This window comes from Paenibacillus xylaniclasticus (genome assembly GCF_004001065.1).
In the GTDB taxonomy this organism is placed as follows: Bacteria; Bacillota; Bacilli; order Paenibacillales; family Paenibacillaceae; genus Paenibacillus_T; species Paenibacillus_T xylaniclasticus.
The window spans coordinates 106,906-127,633 of the sequence record NZ_BIML01000001.1 but is presented as its reverse complement, the minus strand read 5'-3'; the positions used below and the strand labels follow the sequence as shown (position 1 = coordinate 127,633).

The window sequence follows — 20,728 nt, the reverse complement described above, 5'->3', positions numbered from 1 at the left end:
GGCGATTATGATACAATTAAGTTATCCTTTGAATAAATTGATTACGGAGAATGAGACAGATGAGTCATAATGAGGAGCAGTATTTGCAGCTGTTACGTTATGTACTGAATAACGGGACTCGCAAGGACGACCGTACAGGTACGGGGACGATCTCGACGTTTGGTTACCAGATGCGGTTTGATCTGAATGAAGGCTTTCCGATTCTAACGACGAAGAAGGTGCCCTTCGGACTTGTAAAGAGCGAACTGCTCTGGTTCATGAAGGGCGATACGAACATCCGTTATTTGCTGCAGCATAACAATACGATATGGAATGAATGGGCCTTTAAGCGATGGGTTGAAAGCGATGCGTATGACGGCCCAGACATGACGAATTTTGGGCTGCGTTCGCAGACAGACAAGGAGTTCGCCATCCAATATGAGGAGCAAATGGCGCGGTATACGAAGCTTATGCTGGAAGACGATCAGTTTGCCGCTAAATATGGGGAGTTGGGCGACGTATACGGCAAGCAATGGCGCGCTTGGCAGACGACGAAGGGTGAAACGATCGATCAGTTGAAGGACGTCATTCAATCGATTAAGACGAACCCAGACTCGCGCCGTCTTATTGTCTCGGCGTGGAATCCAGAGGATGTACCGTCGATGGCGCTCCCACCTTGCCATACGCTGTTCCAATTCTACGTAGCGGAAGGTAAGCTGTCGTGTCAGCTGTATCAGCGGAGCGCAGATATATTCCTCGGTATTCCGTTTAATATTGCTTCCTATGCGCTGTTGACGCACCTCATTGCGCGAGAATGCGGATTGGAAGTGGGAGAGTTCATTCATACGCTGGGAGATGCCCATATATATATTAACCATCTAGATGCAATTCAAGAGCAGCTCACACGCGAACCGAAGCCGTTGCCGAAGCTTGTTTTGCAAGGTGATTGGCAATCCGTCTTCGACGTTGAGGTGTCGGATATTCGATTGGAAGGCTATGAGGCTCACCCGGCAATTAAAGCACCTATCGCGGTTTAAAGCGGGTCTGACTGGAGACAGGAGAGTGAGAAACAGCAATGACGATCAGCATGATTTGGGCGATGGACCGGCAGCGGGGTATCGGTATTGACAATAAAATTCCGTGGCGGCTGCCAGCCGACATGGCTTATTTCAAAGCATATACGACAGGCAAAACTGTCGTGATGGGCCGTAAGACGTTCCAGTCGTTCCCGAAAGCGCTGCCGAACCGTCGAAACGTCGTACTGACCCGTTCGGAGGGACTTGCATTCGAAGGGGCAGAAACGGTCGGATCAGTGGAAGAAGCGCTGAACAAATACGGATCTGAAGAGGAATTAGTCGTCATAGGTGGGGCTGAGATTTACGACCAATTTCTTCCCTATGCAGACAAACTGCTTGTCACGGAGATTGATCATATATTCGAGGGCACAGATGCTTTTTTTCCAGAATATGATGAATCAAAATGGAAGATTGTAGACATTAAAGTAGGCGTGACGGATGAGAAAAACCCGTACAATTATCGATTCTTAACCTTGGTAAGACAGTAAATCACGAACATTGCTAGAAGCATTCTGTTTAACTGCAAGAGCATAATAGTACAAATGATTGTACGGATAATCCATTTGTAAAGCCTGTATTCTAATGATAATATTTTCCCTATCAAATATTGAAACAGTCGCTCTTATGCAAAGATTGTTATTGAACAATTGTTCGATTCCCGCTATAGTCTAGTTGTTCAATGGTAATGAATCGGGAAAATATTTATGGGGGAGTTGCGATCATGTCTACACCTACGGGATTTATGGAGTATAAACGCGAACTGCCGGCAGATCGCGATCCAATAGAGCGGATTAAAGATTGGGAAGAATTCCATCTTCACATGAGCGAAGATGCGCTTCGTACGCAAGGCGCACGCTGTATGGATTGCGGAACGCCATATTGCCACACAGGTATGGAGCTGGCAGGCAATGCCTCAGGATGCCCAGTCAACAACTTGATTCCAGAGTGGAATAACTTAATTTATCGTGGTCTGTGGCGTGAGGCGCTCGATCGGCTTCATAAAACGAATAACTTCCCTGAGTTCACAGGGCGTGTATGTCCTGCACCTTGCGAAGGCTCATGCACAGTTGGTTTGATTGGACAGCCTGTTACGATCAAGACGATAGAGCAGGCAATTATCGACCGCGGTTTTGAGGAAGGCTGGGTCGTACCTCAACCGCCGAAGAATCGTACAGGCAAGCGCGTTGCGGTGGTCGGCTCTGGTCCTGCTGGTCTTGCGGCAGCAGCTCAATTGAATAAAGCCGGACATCTTGTGACCGTATATGAGCGTGCGGATCGGATCGGCGGATTGTTGACGTATGGCATTCCTACGATGAAGCTAGACAAGGCAGTTGTACAACGTCGTGTTGATCTGCTTGCGGCGGAAGGTATTACGTTCGTAACGAATACAGAAATCGGCAAAGATATTCCTGCCAAGAAGTTGGTTGACGAGTTCGATGCAGTCGTATTGTGCGGCGGTGCTACGAAACCGCGCGACGTACAGATTGAAGGTCGTGAGCTGAAGGGTATTTACCAGGCCATGGATTACTTGAATGGTACGATCAAAAGCTACCTGGATTCCAATCTTGAAGACGGCAATTATATATCGGCGAAGGACAAGGACGTTATCGTTATTGGCGGCGGCGATACGGGAACGGACTGTGTTGCAACGGCTTTGCGTCATGGCTGCCGCTCGGTTACGCAATTCGGTACAGTTGGCAAGGCGCCGCTGGAGCGCGATATCGTGAACAATCCATGGCCTCAATTCCCGAACGTCTATACGTTGGATTATGCGCATGAAGAAGCGAAGGCGCTCTATGGCGAAGATCCTCGTGCATTCTCAGTGTTGACGAAGAAGTTCGTCGGCGACGAGAACGGCAACCTGAAAGAGCTCCACACGGTTCAAATCGAGCGGAAGGTTGACGAGACGGGACGCAGAATTTATACGGATATTCCAGGTACAGAGAAGGTGTGGAAGGCGGATCTCGTCTTGATCGCTGTCGGCTTTGAAGGACCTGAAAACACGATTATTAACGAGCTTGGTCTGGAGCAAGACCGTCGTTCGAATGTGAAAGCTCAATATGGCAAGTACACCACGAACGTCGATAAAGTGTTCGCAGCAGGCGACATGCGCCGTGGTCAAAGTCTTGTTGTATGGGCAATCAATGAAGGCCGCGAGGTTGCTCGCGAGGTAGATAAATATTTGATGGGCTCATCGATGCTTCCTTAATAGGTTGCAGTGGAGAGCTCAGGCTTGAAGCACAAGCGTTCAGAAGAACGTTTGTGCTTATTTTTATTATCGACTTCACTACAAATGTGATAAGCTATTAGGAGACAAGATGTATTCAGGTGTATGCTGCTTAGGAGGAAATCGTAATGATTCAGTACGGTAACGATGTTATAACTGAGCTGAAATTTGTCGGATTCTCGCCGCGTATAGAAAGGCGCGATTCGCAATGGGTCGATATAGAGCTTATCCCTACGCTATGGCCAGGAACGCCGGTCCCTCCCGGAATCCAAGAGCTTACGGTGTATGTGGTGACGACGATAGGAGGGCAAATCGCGCAGATTGTGCCCTATGATGAAGGTACCGATTGTGAGTTTCAATTCACCATGTCGGAGAAGGAGCAAATCAGCGCATATATTTTGTCGGAAGAAATTCAAGAGCGTATACGAAATCTCCCCTCCCCAACATGAAGGAAGATATGCTAAAATCGGAGTAATCGCTTATCAGCCATGATCCGATTGTAGCGGAGGTAGGTTACGATGTCCGCCAATAGCGCACTTATATTAACGCAGGCTGAAGTACGGAATATTAAACGATACGTCCAGCAGAAGTTTTCGGACTTGCCGCAGGACAAGCATGCGGATATTGTTGCAGATGCGGTAAGAAGGATTGTATTCAAGCGATTGCCTGAATTCGCGGATGATGTTCGGCAGCGATTGACAACGGACCTCATCCGAACCGCACTCGTCGAGCGTGCTGGTCCTGTCCGAACAGACGATATCGTCGAGGCGTGCTTGAGGCTGGAGCTGCAGGACGATTCGTTGTTTGGGCCGTTTCACACATGGGTGGAGCAGCAACTGAACGCAACCGTTCAGCCGGATTCGCTCCGTGAAGCTATTCGCGACGCTCATGCTGGAATGAAGGAATCTAGCGGTGAGTATGCGGCCTGGCCTTCGATGGCTGAGCAGTTGATGAAGGCGGCGGCGCCGTTAGAGTCGATGTCGGAAGGACAAGCTGTTGTATTGCCATTCACACGGCCCGACCCGGTAGCTGAAGACGATTCTGACGTTAAATCAGAGGCTTTAGATACGGGGCATCCTGCTGGACGCAATCGAAGGTGGATAGTTTACGGCTTGCTCAGCACGGTACTTGTCGCAGCGACGCTCATGTATGGGTGGTCGCTTACACAGTCAGAAGAGGCTGTACCGGCACCTGCTGAAGTAACAGAAATAAGTGAGCCGCAACTGAGCTTGAATGAGCTTCCTGAGGAGCTGCAGTATCACGAGGTAGACCGAAAGCGGCTTGCGCAATACCTCAATGGAAAGAATTCGTTATTATCTGAGCCTGAACATATGGAATCCATATTTGACGCTGCTAAGCAGTTTGACATTGACCCGATCTTGCTGTTCGCTATAACTGGCCAGGAGCAAGCATTTGTCCCACGCAGTCATAAACGTGCAAATGAAATCATTAACAATCCATTCAACGTGTTTCACAGCTGGCAAGAATATAACACGACGCTTCACAAATCGGCTGAAATAGCAGCGAGAACGATCGCGCGGTTAAGTAAGAATCGGCCAACAGGAACAGACCCTTTCACGTGGATTAACCGTGAGTATGCGGAGGACCCGCATTGGTCGGATGGCGTACGCTCTATATGGAAGACTATAACTAAATACGTTCACGTTCAATAATTCGAAGAACGAATTAGGGCTGCTGCAATGCAGCCTATTTTGCATGAGGCGATTAGTGAAGGGGCGATTATTTGAAGACACTTATCATTGCGGAGAAACCAGATATGGGACGTAATATTGCGGCCGCAATCGATCCAAAAGCAAAAAACTACCGTACTTACCTAGAAGGCGAACAGTATATTATTACATGGGCAATCGGTCATCTCATTGGTCTTGCTGAACCAGAGGCCTATGACGATAAATATAAGAAGTGGAGAATTGACGATCTTCCGATCATTCCCGATAATTTCAAGCTTGTACCGAATCCTCGGACGATCGATCAGCTGAAGGTTATTGCAGAGCTCGCCAAGAGAAGCAGCTTACTTGTTAATTCTTGTGATGCGGGGCGTGAGGGACAGCATATTTTTTCACTTATTCAGAGGCACTTGAAGCTGCAGCAGCCCGTTAAGCGTCTATGGATTTCCGATCTGACACCAGAGACGATCCGACGTGGATTCGAGGAGTTGAAGGATGGCTCGGAATATGACAACTTAACGAAAGCAGCTCGTGCGCGCAGTGAAGCTGACTGGTTGATCGGCATGAACGGCTCGCGTGCATTTACGACGAAGCATAACGTGCTGCTATCCGTTGGTCGAGTACAGACACCAGTTCTTGCGCTAATCTATGATCGGCAGAAACAGATCGAAGCGTTCACTTCATTAAAATATTATGAGCTTGAAGGTCATTTCGCCCAGAGCTTGATGACTTACAAAGGGATGTGGCAGGGAGACCGAATGACCGATAAGGCGAAAGCGGATGCGCTCGCCGCGAAGGTAAAGGGCAAGCCCGCCCGGATCGCTTCGTATGAAGTGAAGGATACGAAGGATTATCCGAACAAGCTTTACGATCTGACACTGCTGCAGCGTGAAGCAAACAGTCGTTATGGCTTCTCAGCGAAGAAAACGCTCGATACGGCGCAGTCGCTGTATGAAAAGCATAAAGTTATCTCCTATCCGCGGACAAACTCAAACTATGTAAATGAACAAAATATTCCGGATATGCATAAAGCACTGTCCATGCTGCAAGGCACGGAATATGAAGAGCTCGCTCATGGCGCTAACCGCAGTCTGGTGCATAAAGGGAACAAGTTTATTTGCAATCCGGCCAAGGTTGAGGACCACCATGCCATTTTGCCAACACTTCGCAAAGCATCGGGCTTAAATCCAGATGAGAAGAAGCTGTACGATTTGATCGTTCGTCGTTTTCTATCGCAGTTCTATCCGCCTGCTGAGTATAAGGTGCATACGGTGCTGACTGAGGTTGAAGGTGAGATGTTTAAGACGACGGTGAAGCAGTTGCTTGAGATCGGATGGAAATTAATCTATGCCGGTATGCAGAAGGAGAAGACGAAGTCGGCCAAAGGCAAAGAGAAGGAAGAGGGAGAAGACGAGGAGGTTGAGGTCGACGAGCCGTTCTCGATCGATCGCAGTTCCTTAGTCACTTGCTCGGATGCGATCGTGAAAGAGAAGGATACGCAGCCGCCGAAGCATTATACGGAAGGAACGCTTCTCAAGGCGATGGAAAGCGCAGGCAAGCAGATTGAGGACGAAGAGCTGCGCGATGCGATGAAGGATTCCGGTCTTGGTACGCCTGCAACTCGAGCAGCAACGATTGAACGTCTGAAGCAGGTTGGTTATATTGTGATGCAAGGCAAGAAAATTATGATCACGCAAAAAGGCCGCACCGCAATTGAACTGATTCGCGGAGCTGGCGTCGAACTGTTAACTTCGCCGGAGATGACCGGGCAATGGGAACGACGATTGAATGAGATTGCACGCGGTACGGCATCGGACGAGCAATTTATGGAGCGAGTAAAGCAATTCGCTTCGAAGATCGTCGAGCAGGTACGGCGTCAAGCAAGAGCGGCGAGAACGTCTTTCGAAAGCGACGAAGCTTCATCGCCTGGTACCGTCAAGGGGCGTAAAGGAGCAAGGGTTAACAAGACGGGGCGCGGAGGAAGCTCATCTGAAGCGCGATCGTTATCAGAAGAGGCGGGCGGCAGAACGGTTCAGCGAAGCCGCTCCTTGAAGACGAGCGAACCTTCAGGCAATCGAAAGCGTGGAGGTGCGGATCGAGAAAGGGCTGGAAGCAAGAGCACGTCAGGCGTTATCGGCACTTGTCCACGCACTGGTTGCGGCGGTACGATATTTATGGGGCGCAAAGGATATGGATGCTCTCATTATCGAGAAGGATGTAAATTTGTCATCTGGAAGGAAAGCTTCGGGCGATCTTTAACGGATTCACAAGTCAAAGCGTTAATTGAGAAGGGGAAGACAACTAAGCTGAAGCTGGCGCTGGCGAACGGTGAAGCATTTGAAGGTCGCATTGTGCTTGTTAATCGGGATACAGGAGAGCTTGCAATTGATAATTAACATAATGGATATTATGTTAATTACTGTATGATTGATCATCAATAAGGCTTGCTGCACGTCACGCGTCCGCTTGACGGCAGCAAGCCTCATCGTATTTCATGAATGACGTTGTTCTACGTAACGATAGATTGCAGGAGGTACTTCGGGTAAGTGCTGCAAGGTTAAAAATGCACCGCGAGGCTGAACAGCAATGTCAACATTGTTGTAGGCCCATTCCGTATCGACCTTCATATGAATGGCATGAATCCCGGCGGTTAGTGCAGGCACCACATCGGTACGAATTGAATTGCCGATCATCCACGTATGATCGCGGTCAAAATTGCCTTCACTCAGGATGGATTCAAGCGCTTCATTATTCTTATGCCGACGAATAAATATACGGGAATCAAAATACCGCGCTAGCTGCAGCTGATCGATCTTCCGTTGTTGAATAAGCATCTCGCCGCCTGTATATAGATGAAGCTTGTGTCCAGCCTCGGCTAGATTATTCAGCGTTTCCTCCATGAATGGGTACGGCTCCACTTCTTGTTCATATACACTTTGGCCAAGCTTCCATAAGAAATCTTCCTCAACAGCGGAACGTTTGCGGCCTGTCAGATTAGAGAAATATCTGTACGTATCAATAAGCGACTGAGGAAAATGGTCGCTCTTAAATCCGAGCACCTGAACGCCAGCGATATCGATCTCGGTCTGCTTGTCCTTTACGGCTTGTTCTGTTATTTCCGGGTATCCCTTGAACCATGTCAGCATGGAGTCGCTGAACTGTTCTAGAATCAGGTGGAAATATTTGTTGCAATAGACTAGTGTATCGTCCAGATCGAAGAAAATGTTCTGTTTCATCTTGGGCACGACTCCTTTATCAGAAAGACCGCGTAGCTGCACTTTCCTCCTGTCAACAATCTACCCTATTGGAAGGTCATTCGTCAAACGGAATAATGATACTTAGCGGAGCGAATGCTAACATGCGGAGGTGAACGAGGTGCCTTATAACAAAAGCAGAAAAATAAACAATCAGCATAACGAGGCGAGTCTGAAGGAAGAAGAACGTACTCCGAAGGAGAGAAAGCAAGCGGAACGTCCACCAAGCCTTAATGGCATTAACAAAGAAACGATATAGCATGAATTAGATACCAGACGGTAAAGAAGAAGCGGCATGCTTGGTACATCGGCATGCCGCATAAGGTTTAAGCATATTTCAGCATCTTGGCTGTAAGGTCGTTCTTAATATATTCGATACGTTTCCGTACATAGAAGTCAAAGCTGTCTCTTCGCAATTCATTCGGCGCAACCGAAGCGCCAGTCCCGTTGTCAATGATTGTTAGCTTGCCGTCCGTATAAAACTTGAACGTTAAATCCCGGAACGGGCTTAACTTCTCCACATAACGATAATTCATGCAGCGCTTCATGATGATACGCCTCCTTTAAGTGCATAATATGGTTGGGTTCGAACGTTTGTTCTTATTTTCATTATACCAAACATTTGTTCGGATGGAAACTGTTTTTTGTTTACTTTAAACTAGATTAATAGATAAACTAATCGCTTCTTTTCTCATTCATTGAATGTAAAGCTGGGATTCAACTTAGTGTGTGGAGAAGCAGACATTCGCAGTGGTATAAAGGAGATTAAGCTATGATTTCAGTTTCGCATCTAACGAAGCAAATCCCTGGCGGACCCAAAGCTTTGGACGACATTAGCTTCGAGATTGAGTCCGGTGAGTTCATTGCGTTAAAAGGTGCGAGCGGCAGCGGCAAGTCAATGCTGCTTCGTTGCCTGGCGATGCGGGAATCGTGGACTAAAGGCACCTACCATTTTGACGGTAAGAACATTACGGCCAATCCGCTTAGCGGACGGATTAAGGTTCGGCGTGAAGCGGCATACCTTGAAGAATCGCCAGTGCTATATAAAGATAAGACCGCTCTTCGCAACGTTATTATCGGCTCGGTTAATCAGACACCGCTGTGGAGACGGTGGACCGGAATGGTTCGCGGCGATGATTATATGGGTGCGATGGATACGATCGAGAATCTTGGACTGCTCGACAAAGCGCATACGAAAGCAACTCATTTGAGCGGCGGCGAGAAGCAGCGGATCGCCATCGCGAGGGCACTTGTTCACGGTGCGAAGGTAATATTAGCGGATGAACCGGTGACGGGTCTCGACCCGCATTCTGCCGATCGCGTTCTCTCTGATTTGAAGCGATTGTGTAAGGAACAGGGATTAGTCGTAATTGCAGCGCTTCACGGCGGCGATTATGCGGAACGTTTCGCTGACCGTATCTTTGGATTAAGCGGCGGGAAGCTGCTGTTCGATGTGAAAGGCAGACGGCTTACGGAGCAGGAGCGCCGACAGCTGTAACAATAACCGGAGTGTACATCGTATGGCTTGAATGGGCATTATTAGCGGCGGTATATACAGGATGTCATGATCGGATTCGTTAGACGCATACAATGGACCATCCCAACCTATCGAAAGGTGGCTTCCATATGGCGTTTAAGCGTCCGTTAGTCATTCAAACCTATCATTCCCAGCATGAGAAGGTTACGCTGGACATCCCTGTCGTGTCTGGTGCCGCCACTCAAGCTGTCGACCATTTCATTAACACAGATATTCGAAAAGGTGTACAGCAGCTCATCTCGGAGCAAGGTTCACTCGAGGATCCACGATCGGAGATGATCGGCTGGTTCGAGACGAAGACGAACGAGAAGGGCGTGCTCAGCTTATCATTGTATAACTATGCGTACACGGGTGGAGCACACGGACTGACGCTGCAAAAGTCGCTGACGTTTAATACCGACAACGGGCAAGCTTATACGCTGGCTCAGCTGTTCAAGCCAGGTTCGAATTACGTAAAGCGGTTGTCTGATATCGTAGCGAAGCAAATCAAGGAGCGTAGAATCGATACGCTTGAGCCGTTCAAGTCAATACGCCCGGATCAAGACTATTATATTGCGGATCGATCATTAGTTATTTACTTTCAACTGTATGAGCTTACAGCTTATGTTTACGGCTTTGCCTATTTTCCGATATCCGTGTATGAGCTGCAGGATATCATAAACGAGGATGGACCGCTTGGTCCAATGGTAGTCAATGACTAATACATAACCCGATGAGGCGGCAGAACAACAATTCGTTTCATAAGGGTACATGTTACCTTATCGACGCAGAAGGGGAATCATGCAGCATGCTGCCCATTATATTAGTTGTAGCTACAGCGGTTGCGCTCTTCGCTCTCTTCGTCATTCATCGGCGGCGGAAGAGTTCAATCGTTGGAGGAAGTACGGCTTTAGTTGCAGAATTGGGGAGTACCGAAGCTCATCAGTCGAGCTATGAGGTTCCAGCTTCGCGTTTGCTTGAAGCAGAGACAGAACCAGAATGTACGACAGCTGATAAGACCTTGTCTGTTCGCCGCGATGCCGGAAGTACAGATGGGTGTAACGTCCTTATTGTGGATGATCAACCGATGCTTCGGTTGATGCTGAGGGAAGTGCTTGAAGCGTCCGGGTTGAACGTATACGAGGCTGCAAGTGGCGAAGAAGCGCTGGAGCTTGCCGGCAGTCGCGTTGTAGACCTGATGTTATTAGATATGAAGATGCCCGGTATGGACGGCGTCGAGCTATTGCGTAGATGGCGGAAGCAGGACGGTAATCCCAATGCGGATGTCTCGTGCGCGATTATCTCTGCATTAGATGATCCGAATAAGGAACGTGAAGCGATAGAACTGGGTGTAACCAAATTTATAGTTAAGCCGTTCGATATATTTAACGTTCGAGATTATGTCTTGGACGAACTACAGATAAGGCATTAGTATTTTAGTGAGGAAGAAATAGGTATAGAAGCTGTTCGCATATTTGCTGGAGAACCGGCCGATGCGGACAGCTTTTTTGTTATATGGTGCAATCAGTGTCCCTGAAGAAGACTTGACTTATGTGCTGATTACACCTTCCGCTACATACAATGGAAGCAATGAGGTTCGTACGACAACGAACTTAAGAAGTCGAGGTGAACAGCTTGATCGTCGGATTAATGGCGTTGGCAGCGTTCGGAATCTTGTGCTTGTTGGCTTTAGGCGGTGCAGTAAGAGCGAATCTTGCCATTCGGGCTTCGAGACATCAATCATATGGAAATTCTAACTATGCTCAATTCGTGTATGACAAGGATGAGCTGAACCGGATGGGTTATCCGCAGTTATTAAGGAGAAGATGGGGCGGTGTCTCCTCGTTCGGTCTTTCTTTTAATCAGCTAGGGTTGCTTGGCGGTACTGCAGCATTATATGGATTGGCTGTCCAATATGGAGGTATGACGGTCGCTGGCTGGGGGTGGCTTGTGCTCGGCTTGTTCGGCATCGCTGCTGGGGCTGCGATGGCGGAGTTGTGCTCCGCCTTTCCGACTGCGGGTGGTCCTTATCACTGGTCACTTGCGCTAGGCGGGGTTAGGTGGAGCTGGGTTGCTGGTTGGCTGTACATACTCGGCAGTGCTGCGATGCTGATGCTGATGAATTTTTTTGGTGCGCAAATGATAGATGACTATTTGTCCTCATTACTCCGTTATAAGCAAGCTGAATGGACGACTATCGTGTGGATGGCGTTATTCTATTTAATACAGTGGTGGTTCAATATTGCTCGATCACGGGGCAGCGGAATGCTGCAGTCCGTTGGTGTTTGGATTGGTATAGGCGGCGCTGCCGCTCTTATTGCTTGTCTAGCATGGGCGACTTGGCCAGGTGTTGTACCGGCGCAGTCTATTTTTGATAACAGCATTAAACTGACGGGCAGCACCGACACCATGTCTTCATCGTGGACGGACTGGATAATTGGCATGCTGCTGCTTCAACGGATGTTTATTGGCAGCGAAGGGGCCGCCTCTGGCGCTGAAGAGACGGCTGATCCGCGAGTGCGCAGCGCATGGTCTGTTTTTCTAGCTCCAGTCTATGTTTTCTTAATCGGCTTCGTTCTGCTCTGTATCTTAACGGTTACATTACCGCTGAATCCCTCATGGAATAATCTGTCCTTCGCGTCTTGGCTTGCATCGATTATCGGCGTTTGGCGAGGGTGGGAGCTTTTGCTCGTTCTCTTGCTTGCAGTATCGATCGGCCTAAATGGTATGCAAGGAATGAATGCGATGTCGCGTTCATTGTTTGCCATGTCCAGGGATGGAGCGCTACCGGATCAAAGCCGCTTAAGTAAGGTCTCTGTCCATACGGGTAAGCCATCCGCAGCTATTACGGCAGCTGCCTTCATATCCGGTATTCTAGGAGCCGTCTATTTCGGTCTGAATGGAAGCGGGGGAGAGGGGATTCTGACGATAGCCGGCCTCGCGATAGCATCCGTACAAGCGGCCTGTGCTATTCCGATTGGTCTTCGTTTGTTCGGTGGCAGCAGGAGGGAACTGCATGACGCGCCTTGGCGGCTAGGATGGGTTAGCACAGCCGTTCATTGGACGGCATGGATTGGCATGGTTGGCAGCGCCAGCGGATGTATACTGTTGTTCGGCTATTCTGTTGGCTATACATTCCTTCTTGTAGCAGCGCTCGCTTGGGCTGCATCGATTATTCGAGGGAAACGTTTCGAGAGTAAATTGCGTCTATCGTCACGTCGTACCCGATTGGAGCTTCAACGAATTGAAAGAAAATTCGGACCGCTATTTCTGGATGGGAAATGAGTATGCGGTATTTCCCGGGGAAACGCATAAAAATACACAGTTGTCAAGGTTTCGACAACAGATACGTGACAAATTGTGGACAAATTGTGTCGAAGTATTGGCGACGGAACGCCGCAATTGCCATCGTTTGGCGTTTCTCGGTATAATGAGCGCAGATTATTACAGCGAGCAATAAGGGGGGAATCGGGAAATGAAAGGTACGAATGCGACGATTATTTCCGTGAACGTCGGGCTTCCAGCCTCGCTGAAGCATGGAGAAAAGGTTGTTGTCTCCGGCATTCGCAAGCAATCGGTACAAGACAGGATAAAGGTATCGTTCGACGGACTGCCAGGCGATGGTCAAGCGGATTTGGTTAATCACGGCGGTCCTGATAAAGCAGTATGTGTCTATAGCTTCGATCATTATCCATATTGGGAGGAACGGTTGGGCCGTCAACTGGAGGCGGGCTCATTCGGAGAAAATTTCACTTTGTCCGGTCGGGATGAAGAAGATTGGTGCATCGGCGATAAGGTGCGAATCGGCACCGCTCTTCTGCAGGTCAGCCAACCGCGTCAGCCTTGCTTCAAGCTTGGCGCCAGACATGGCGTTCCGGAATTAGGCGAGTGGGTTACAGCGACGGGGTATACCGGATTTTATTTCAGGGTGTTAATCGAAGGAGAAGTAAAGGCAGGGGATAAGGCCGTGATCGAGGAAAGGCATGACGCTGCTATTACGATCGCCGAGGCGAATCTTGTTATGCACCATAATAAATCAGACCTGGCTGGCATCCGTAAGCTGCTTGCTGTCGATGAGCTCTCCGCAAGCTGGCGCAAGACGCTTCAAGCTCGTCTCGATCGACTTACGGGTGAATCGGAATTGGAGAAGGTGAATTAAGATGCGAGACAGCATTCAACAAGCCGAGCGCAGCCCGGTCGATACGGTTGTCATTACAGGAGCGGCAGGCGGCATCGGTTCGGCGCTTGCTGCTGCTTACGCAGCGGCAGGTAATCGCGTTGTCCTGTCCGATCGGAACGAGGAAACGGGCCGTCATACGATTGACATGCTGCGGAAGAAGGGGATTCGCGAAGACCAGATCATGTTTCAGCTTACCGATCTTCGGTTCCCGGATCAAATCGAACGATTATTCCAAGCGGCGGTTGAACGTTTTGGCACGGTGGATGTTCTTATTAATAACGCTGGCTTCGGGCATACGGTATCGCCTTACGATCTGTCGATCGAGCAGTGGGATGATGTCATCGATACGAATCTGCGAGGAACGTTTCTATGCTCGCGAGCTGCAGCGATGGTCATGAAGGCGCAAGGAACTGGCGGGCGAATCGTCAATATCGCCTCTACACGGGCGGCGATGTCGGAGGCGAATACAGAGGCTTATGCCGCATCTAAGGGGGGGATTGTATCGCTTACGCATGCGATGGCGGTGTCGCTAGGAACGGACGGTATACGCGTCAATTGTATTAGTCCTGGCTGGATCGAGACAGGTGACTACAGCGCGCTTAGGGAGGTCGATCATGCACAGCATCCAGCCGGGCGCGTCGGGCGGACTGATGATATTGTACGCGCCTGCATGTACTTGACCGACCGAGAGAACGACTTCGTGACAGGAATGAACCTGACGGTGGACGGTGGCATGACGGTCAAAATGATTTACGAGCCATAGCTTTCGGTATCTCTGGAATAGGGTATCCGTTTGCCTAAAATCTTTTATTAATGTAATTAATATTTGATGCAGCGAATTAAGGAGGGGCTCAGCTTACTTTGAATAACAGCGGAAGTATAGATTCGCAGAAACGTCAGTTGACCGGCAGCCAAGAAATGGATCAAGTTGATTTAGTTATTGCCGATATTCTCGGTCAGTACGGGCTTGAGCAATGGCAGGCTGTTATACGTCATTCTGGAATGAACAATACGACTCGTCTCATCGAATCAGTTGTCGGCAGGTTTGCAATTCGGGTGTATGATAATCACCAAGACAACTCCATTGTAGCGTTAGAGCATGATATGCTCTTTTATTTAATAGAATTAAATTTCGCACTTAAAGTGCCAGAGCCGATCCGAAATATGGCCGGAAACACGATTACCGTATCCAACAGCGGGAAGCTGGCATCGTTATTTCGTTATATCGATGGCGACCGTCCGTCTTCGCGCAATGCAGTGCATATCCGGTCGCTAGGGCGGGCTACTGGTTTACTGAGCGCAGCACTTGCTTCGTACCAGTCCGATCGTGTACCGGTCTATAAACCTTATTATGAACTCGACCAATCTTATGCGGACTGGAGTAATGAGAATATTATTTCACTAGCCGAACGGTCGAAGCTTGGCTTGCAGGAGATGGAGGCCATCCATCGCATCTTAGAGATAAGGAAGAGTATGAACGGTTTTCTTCAATCGATTCGTTCTTTGCCGCATCAGTGGATTCATGGCGATTTGAATTTCTCCAATGCTGTGGCCGTCGATGACTGTATTGTCGGTATTCTTGATTTCGAGTTTTGTACAATCGATTTGCGTGCGATGGAGCCGGCAGTCGTGCTCGTCGATTTCATTCATGCGGACCGAACCGAACATGAACGGATCACATCCATTGCGGAATACACCGGTGGGTTTGGGGAGACGCGTAAGCTGACGAGAGAAGAAGCGGATGCGATTCCCGGATTGATGAAGCTGCGCATGCTGGACGTATTTTTGCATTTTGCCGGAAGAAGGTCGGAAGGATTGGATGAACCTGCGGTGTGGGAAGGACAAATACGCCATGCCGATTCTGTCTGCCGGTGGATACAAATGAACGAGCCGTTACTGATAGACATTCTTCGTAGTTCTTTAAGCGAATGATCGTACAAGCCTCCGCCATATACTGTTCTTGGTAGGGATATGGAACGGAGGATGAGCGCGATGAGGAGTACAGCACAATTACTCGGTTATGGTGAACGCGAACGGCTGGTCATTGTGAATGCAGATGACTTTGGCTTATGTCATGCAGCGAACGAGGCAATTAGCAGGCTGTTATCCGATGGATTCATCCAGTCGGCTACGTTAATGCTGCCGTGCGGTTGGGCGAAGGAAGCTGCTCTATGGAGCGCGAGAAATCCAAAGGTTGATGTAGGCATTCATTTCACATTTACGAGCGAATGGGACGCCTACAAGTGGGGGCCGGTATGCCGGACGGCAGCTGTCGAGTCGTTGGTTACAGAAGAAGGGTATTTCCCAAAAGAGGCGAAGACGTTCGAAAGACAAGCTGACCCTGCTCAGGTTAAGACAGAGCTGATCGCGCAGGTACAGATGGCGCTTCAGCTGGGCTTGCGGCCGACCCATGCTGACAATCATATGGGCAGCTTGTATGGCTTGGAGACGGGACGCGACTTTTTGACACAGGTATTCGAAGTGTGTGCGGAGTACGGCCTCCCATTCCGTCTACCTCGGAACTTGCTGACGGAGACCGGACAAGTAGCGCCTCCGGAATTGGCAGAGCTAGCAAAGAAGCGGGCTGAGGAAGCGGAAGCGTGCGGCGTTGTCGTGCTGGATTATTTGCTAGGGCTGCCATTCGCGATGCAGTTCAACGAAACCTATGAGTCATATCGGGCGCAATTTATCCAGCTGTTAACCGGATTACAGCCAGGGGTATCTGAGATTATTATTCATCCGGCTGATCCGACCGAGGAACTGAACGCTTTCCACACAGAGGCGCAAAAGCGCGGTTGGGATGTAAGGCTGCTGCAAGATCCGGAGGTACTTCGTACATTCGAGGAGCAGCAGCTCATTCGAATTGGCTGGAGGGAGCTGCAGAAGCTGCAAATGAGGTTGTAGCTCGGTCATTATCGGATATAAAAGCAACCTTCGCCGTGCGACATCAATCACCGCAAATGCGAAGGTTGTATTATTCATAATATTAATATTATTGATAACAGTGAACGTTAGCGGGTTGAACGGTTCATCTGACTAGCGAGATGGCTCGCGATTAATCGGCCATGATAACGTCCGGTCTCGATAAATACTTCGTTCGCCTGCTTCCTGGATGCTACGACGCCTGCCAGATATACGCCTGGCACATTCGTCTCCATCGTCGAATCATCGAAGCTCGGACTGCCGTCCTCTTCGAGTGTGACACCGATTTTCGTTAAGAATACGCGATCAGGGTGGAAGCCGGTAAGCGCGAGGACAAAATCGTTCGGCAGCAGTTCTTTCCCTCCTTCGTGCTCGACGGTGACCGTTGAGAGATCGATGTGAACGACGCGGGAGCGGAACATCATCCGAATACGTCCCTTCGCTACCAAGCTCTCGAAGAGCGGAAGCACCCACGGCTTAATGCCGGACGCATAGCCCTCGCCGCGGTAGACGACGGTTACTTCTGCGCCGACCCGCTCCAACTCAAGCGCCGCGTCGATTGCGGAGTTGCTTCCGCCAATTATGACGACCTTCATGCGGGTATAGGGATGAGCTTCGCGGAAGAAATGGCTCACTTTGTCCAGCTCTTCTCCTGGTATGCCGAGTGTGTTCGGATGATCGAAGTATCCAGTGGCGATGATGACGCGGTTACAGCGATATAATCTGGTGCTGCCGCTTTTATCTGTTGATTGGACGAGGAACGTTCCATCCTCGTCTTGTATCACTTCGTTGACCGTTTCATAAGCATTAACACGGATATTATGACGCAGCATAACGGTGCGGTAATAATTGAGCGCCTCCTGGCGTGTCGGTTTATCTCCGGCTGTCGTAAACGGGATGCCGCCGATCTCCAGCAGTTCCGGCGTACTGAAAAATTTCATATAGGTCGGATATTGTGATATAGAGTGGACAACGTTACGGCTTTCGATAATAAGCGGTTGCAGTCCAAGCTGCTGCAGCTCATACGCGGCCGCAAGTCCGCAAGGGCCGGCGCCGACAATAATGATGTCTTCGGATTGGATAGAGTTCGTATCTAGCATGATGGCAGGTTAGCCTCCTGGGTCAGATTCATATCCTATATTGTACCGTTGCGGCACTCCCTTGCGCAAACCGGATATATAAGCTGTCAATAAATCAACGAATGGTACTAGGTACGAGCTTTCGAAACATGTATAATGATGTTGAAATGTAAGACTGGGAGGATGCTAGATGCGACGGCGTTTTGTAATTGAAGCGGTGATGGTGGCTACCTACGGGCATTTGCTCGTGCCAAGCCGTCCGGTTGATTATGTCGTTCCTTATTCAACAATTGTTGAGCTATACGATATGAAGGACGGTGCTGAGCCTGTAATGGAGGACCCGTCTGACGATAGACATGTGAAAGAAAAGATCGGCGAATTAATCGCTTTTTTCGAGGATCCGCTAAATCGTAAGAAAATTGAAAAGGCGCTTCAAGTGCCGTGGCGCGAAAGCGCTCCGCTCTTGCTCGATGATAAAATTCAGTTCACGATTGTCCATTCGCTCGACAATGCCCAATACGGTGAGCTGTTCGATCCGATCGAGACGGAGATTTTATTGACAGGCATGAAGCTTGGCATACCGATTCTATCCGATCAGATTGAGTTTCAGGAACGGCTGATCGACGCGGAAGTCCCGGTACAAATATACGATATCGAAGATTTCGAGTTCGCGGTTGAAGGCGGCATTGGACCGGAGGATTTGATCGAGCATCGGGATTTGTAAGTATAGATTTATTAAAATTTTATGAGATTAAGGTATTGCTTATAGCGGAAATCGATGCTAATATTTGCTTGTATTGACAACAAAATCTTCGACTAGTACGAGAGGAGGGCTGAACATGCGTAATCAGAATTTTGCTTCAATGAACATTGAACGGATGAATTACGCAGTTATAGGCTCTATCTTTTCGTGTCATTGTGCATAACGTCAGAGCTGACTCTATCGTTTGCCTTGTCGTTTACGAGAAGACCTGTGCCTTATTGGATGCAGGTCTTTTTTGTTGTTGTTGCTGCAATTCGAAGGGAAGGTCTAGAGAGGAGAGAGATAAGACGATGGCAACACTACTCCGGTTGTTGAAGTATGTAAGACCGAGCGCCAAATGGGCGGCGGCAGCGATCGCGCTAATGCTGCTCGCAACCATTATTGACCTAATTGCTCCTTGGGTATTGCGTAAAGTGTTTGATGACGGAATCGCTAAGGGGGACATGGAGGTTGTTATTCTATTAACGCTTGCGTTATTCGGTATTCAGCTGGTGAAGAGCTTAGGCGCATTCGGCCAGGGATATACGCAGGAAATGGTTGGTCAGAACGTCGTCTTTACACTAAGGAAGCAAATGTATGCCCAGTTGCAGCGGCTGCCCTTCAAATATTATGACACAGCGCAGACGGGACAGTTAATGTCACGGATGACTGGAGATATCGAGGCCGTCAAAAACTTCGTTGGCTTCGGTGCGATGATGCTCATTACCGGCATCTTCACATTCGTCGGAACGTTAATCTTTATGCTGTCCATGCAGTGGGAAGTAACGCTGCTGGCGCTTAGCCCGATTCCGCCGCTTCTGCTTGTCATGTGGATATTTAGCCGCAAGGTCGGTCCTGCGTGGGGAAATATTCGGGAACAGATGGGAAGACTTACAACGACACTGCAGGAGAATATTTCCGGCATACGAGTTGTGAAAGCGTTCGCAAGAGAAGGGAAGGAACGAACGAAGTTCTCCGAGCGCAATGAGCACAATTTCGATACGAACATGTACCGTGCCAAACTGGAGGCGACAGCATTCCCGTTAATGGGCTTTTTGGGAGGATTGACTTTTCTTATTATGATATGGCTCGGTGCCGTATACGTGGCCAAGGACGAAATGACGCTGGGTACGTTCATGGCATTTCAATGGTATACATGGGGCTTGATTTGGCCGCTTAATATGCTGGGCTGGCAAATTAACATTTTACAGCAGGCCATTAAGGCTGCTCCTCGCGTATTCGAGGTGCTGGATACGGAGGTAGAAATTCAATCCCCGGCTGCTGGCGGCGCCGGTACCGATACAATGAAAGGGGCGGTCTCGTTCGAACGAGTCTCGTTCGCCTTTGCTTCTGGTTCTGCTCCTGTTCTTCATAACATTAATCTGGAGGTTAAGCCAGGTGAGGTGATTGCAGTGCTTGGCGCAACCGGCTCGGGCAAAAGCAGTCTGATCGCGCTGCTGTCCCGCTTCTACGACGTAACGGAGGGGGCAGTGCGGATCGACGGTATCGACGTACGTGACTATAATCTGGAAAGCCTTCGTCGCAGCATTGGCATCGTGCCGCAGGAGACATTTCTATTCTCGGCATCCATTCGCGACAACATCGCTTATGGGTTCCCTGAAGCGACTCAAGAACAGATTGAGAATGCAGCGATACGCGCGCAAATTCATGATTTTATTATCAATATGCCGTATGGCTACGATACGCTTATCGGCGAACGCGGCGTCGGATTATCGGGCGGTCAGCGGCAACGCGTTGCCCTTGCGCGTGCGATTCTAATGAATCCGCCCATACTCGTGCTTGACGAAGCGACGGCATCCGTCGATACGGCGACGGAGTCGGCGATCCATGAGGCGCTGCTCGAGGTGATGCAGGATCGCACCACCTTCATAATCGCCCAGCGGCTGTCCTCGATTCGCCGCGCTGACCGCATTATTGTACTCGACAATGGACGTATCATTCAGCAAGGCTCACATGCCGAGTTGAATGAGCAGGATGGATTTTTCCGCAAGCTGTTGGAGAAACAGGAGATGGCCGTGGCGTCGGGTGAATAGGAATTATCGGA

20 protein-coding genes are annotated in these 20,728 nt (G+C 49.3%); 17 read left to right on the top strand and 3 right to left on the bottom strand.

What is annotated here, in order from left to right; translation table 11 throughout:
- Positions 1-59 precede the first annotated feature (59 nt).
- The 6 genes from PXY01_RS00550 to PXY01_RS00525 all read left to right on the top strand — a co-directional run bounded on the left by PXY01_RS00550 (position 60) and on the right by PXY01_RS00525 (position 7,366).
- The gene (locus PXY01_RS00550; RefSeq protein WP_127566203.1) at positions 60-1,016 is read left to right on the top strand and encodes a thymidylate synthase; all 957 of its coding nucleotides are present in this window, start codon (positions 60-62) and stop codon (positions 1,014-1,016) included.
- A 38-nt stretch (positions 1,017-1,054) separates the two neighbouring features.
- Positions 1,055-1,543 carry a dihydrofolate reductase gene (locus tag PXY01_RS00545; RefSeq protein WP_127566201.1) on the top strand — a complete coding sequence of 163 codons (489 nt, stop codon included), beginning with the start codon at positions 1,055-1,057 and terminating at the stop codon, positions 1,541-1,543.
- A gap of 233 nt (positions 1,544-1,776) precedes the next feature.
- Positions 1,777-3,264, top strand: a complete 1,488-nt coding sequence (locus PXY01_RS00540; RefSeq protein WP_127566199.1) for a glutamate synthase subunit beta — start codon at positions 1,777-1,779, stop codon at positions 3,262-3,264.
- 146 nt (positions 3,265-3,410) lie between these two features.
- Positions 3,411-3,731 (top strand): hypothetical protein, encoded by a 321-nt coding sequence (locus PXY01_RS00535; RefSeq protein WP_127566197.1) that lies wholly within the window; start codon positions 3,411-3,413, stop codon positions 3,729-3,731.
- A 69-nt stretch (positions 3,732-3,800) separates the two neighbouring features.
- Positions 3,801-4,955 (top strand): hypothetical protein, encoded by a 1,155-nt coding sequence (locus PXY01_RS00530; RefSeq protein WP_127566195.1) that lies wholly within the window; start codon positions 3,801-3,803, stop codon positions 4,953-4,955.
- 71 nt (positions 4,956-5,026) lie between these two features.
- The gene (locus tag PXY01_RS00525; RefSeq protein WP_127566193.1) at positions 5,027-7,366 is read left to right on the top strand and encodes a type IA DNA topoisomerase; all 2,340 of its coding nucleotides are present in this window, start codon (positions 5,027-5,029) and stop codon (positions 7,364-7,366) included.
- Between the two features lie 96 nt (positions 7,367-7,462).
- Here PXY01_RS00525 and PXY01_RS00520 read toward each other — a convergent pair whose 3' ends face one another.
- The gene (locus PXY01_RS00520; protein WP_174721786.1) at positions 7,463-8,206 is read right to left on the bottom strand and encodes an HAD family hydrolase; all 744 of its coding nucleotides are present in this window, start codon (positions 8,204-8,206) and stop codon (positions 7,463-7,465) included.
- 139 nt (positions 8,207-8,345) lie between these two features.
- Here PXY01_RS00520 and PXY01_RS22165 point away from each other — a divergent pair, with 139 nt between their 5' ends.
- Positions 8,346-8,483 carry a hypothetical protein gene (locus tag PXY01_RS22165; RefSeq protein ID WP_164744253.1) on the top strand — a complete coding sequence of 46 codons (138 nt, stop codon included), beginning with the start codon at positions 8,346-8,348 and terminating at the stop codon, positions 8,481-8,483.
- 67 nt (positions 8,484-8,550) lie between these two features.
- On the opposite strand, the gene PXY01_RS00515 is transcribed toward PXY01_RS22165, so the two are convergent.
- The gene (locus PXY01_RS00515; RefSeq protein WP_127566189.1) at positions 8,551-8,772 is read right to left on the bottom strand and encodes a hypothetical protein; all 222 of its coding nucleotides are present in this window, start codon (positions 8,770-8,772) and stop codon (positions 8,551-8,553) included.
- A 224-nt stretch (positions 8,773-8,996) separates the two neighbouring features.
- Between PXY01_RS00515 and PXY01_RS00510 the strand changes: the two genes are divergently transcribed.
- From PXY01_RS00510 to PXY01_RS00475, 8 genes are all read left to right on the top strand, one after another.
- Positions 8,997-9,722: a phosphonate ABC transporter ATP-binding protein gene (locus PXY01_RS00510; RefSeq protein WP_127566187.1), complete on the top strand. Its 726-nt coding sequence runs from the start codon at positions 8,997-8,999 to the stop codon at positions 9,720-9,722.
- A gap of 128 nt (positions 9,723-9,850) precedes the next feature.
- Positions 9,851-10,462 carry a DUF3298 and DUF4163 domain-containing protein gene (locus PXY01_RS00505; protein WP_127566185.1) on the top strand — a complete coding sequence of 204 codons (612 nt, stop codon included), beginning with the start codon at positions 9,851-9,853 and terminating at the stop codon, positions 10,460-10,462.
- An 86-nt stretch (positions 10,463-10,548) separates the two neighbouring features.
- Complete coding sequence (locus PXY01_RS00500) at positions 10,549-11,172, top strand: response regulator (RefSeq protein WP_164744252.1); 624 nt, start codon at positions 10,549-10,551, stop codon at positions 11,170-11,172.
- A 194-nt stretch (positions 11,173-11,366) separates the two neighbouring features.
- On the top strand, positions 11,367-13,025 hold the full coding sequence (locus tag PXY01_RS00495) for an amino acid permease (RefSeq protein ID WP_127566181.1): 1,659 nt from the start codon (positions 11,367-11,369) through the stop codon (positions 13,023-13,025).
- A gap of 190 nt (positions 13,026-13,215) precedes the next feature.
- Entirely contained in the window at positions 13,216-13,899 is a 684-nt protein-coding gene (locus PXY01_RS00490) for an MOSC domain-containing protein (RefSeq protein WP_127566179.1), read from the top strand.
- 1 nt (position 13,900) lies between these two features.
- Positions 13,901-14,683, top strand: coding sequence for an SDR family NAD(P)-dependent oxidoreductase (locus tag PXY01_RS00485; RefSeq protein WP_127566177.1), 783 nt, complete (start codon positions 13,901-13,903; stop codon positions 14,681-14,683).
- 98 nt (positions 14,684-14,781) lie between these two features.
- Positions 14,782-15,852: a phosphotransferase gene (locus PXY01_RS00480; RefSeq protein ID WP_127566175.1), complete on the top strand. Its 1,071-nt coding sequence runs from the start codon at positions 14,782-14,784 to the stop codon at positions 15,850-15,852.
- A gap of 60 nt (positions 15,853-15,912) precedes the next feature.
- Entirely contained in the window at positions 15,913-16,824 is a 912-nt protein-coding gene (locus PXY01_RS00475; protein WP_246027745.1) for a polysaccharide deacetylase family protein, read from the top strand.
- Between the two features lie 107 nt (positions 16,825-16,931).
- On the opposite strand, the gene PXY01_RS00470 is transcribed toward PXY01_RS00475, so the two are convergent.
- Positions 16,932-17,942, bottom strand: a complete 1,011-nt coding sequence (locus PXY01_RS00470) for a YpdA family putative bacillithiol disulfide reductase (protein ID WP_127566171.1) — start codon at positions 17,940-17,942, stop codon at positions 16,932-16,934.
- Positions 17,943-18,111: 169 nt separating this feature from the next.
- Here PXY01_RS00470 and PXY01_RS00465 point away from each other — a divergent pair, with 169 nt between their 5' ends.
- Positions 18,112-18,645, top strand: coding sequence for an ADP-heptose synthase (locus tag PXY01_RS00465; protein ID WP_127566169.1), 534 nt, complete (start codon positions 18,112-18,114; stop codon positions 18,643-18,645).
- A 329-nt stretch (positions 18,646-18,974) separates the two neighbouring features.
- Positions 18,975-20,717 carry an ABC transporter ATP-binding protein gene (locus tag PXY01_RS00460; protein WP_127566167.1) on the top strand — a complete coding sequence of 581 codons (1,743 nt, stop codon included), beginning with the start codon at positions 18,975-18,977 and terminating at the stop codon, positions 20,715-20,717.
- The last annotated feature ends 11 nt before the right edge of the window (positions 20,718-20,728 follow it).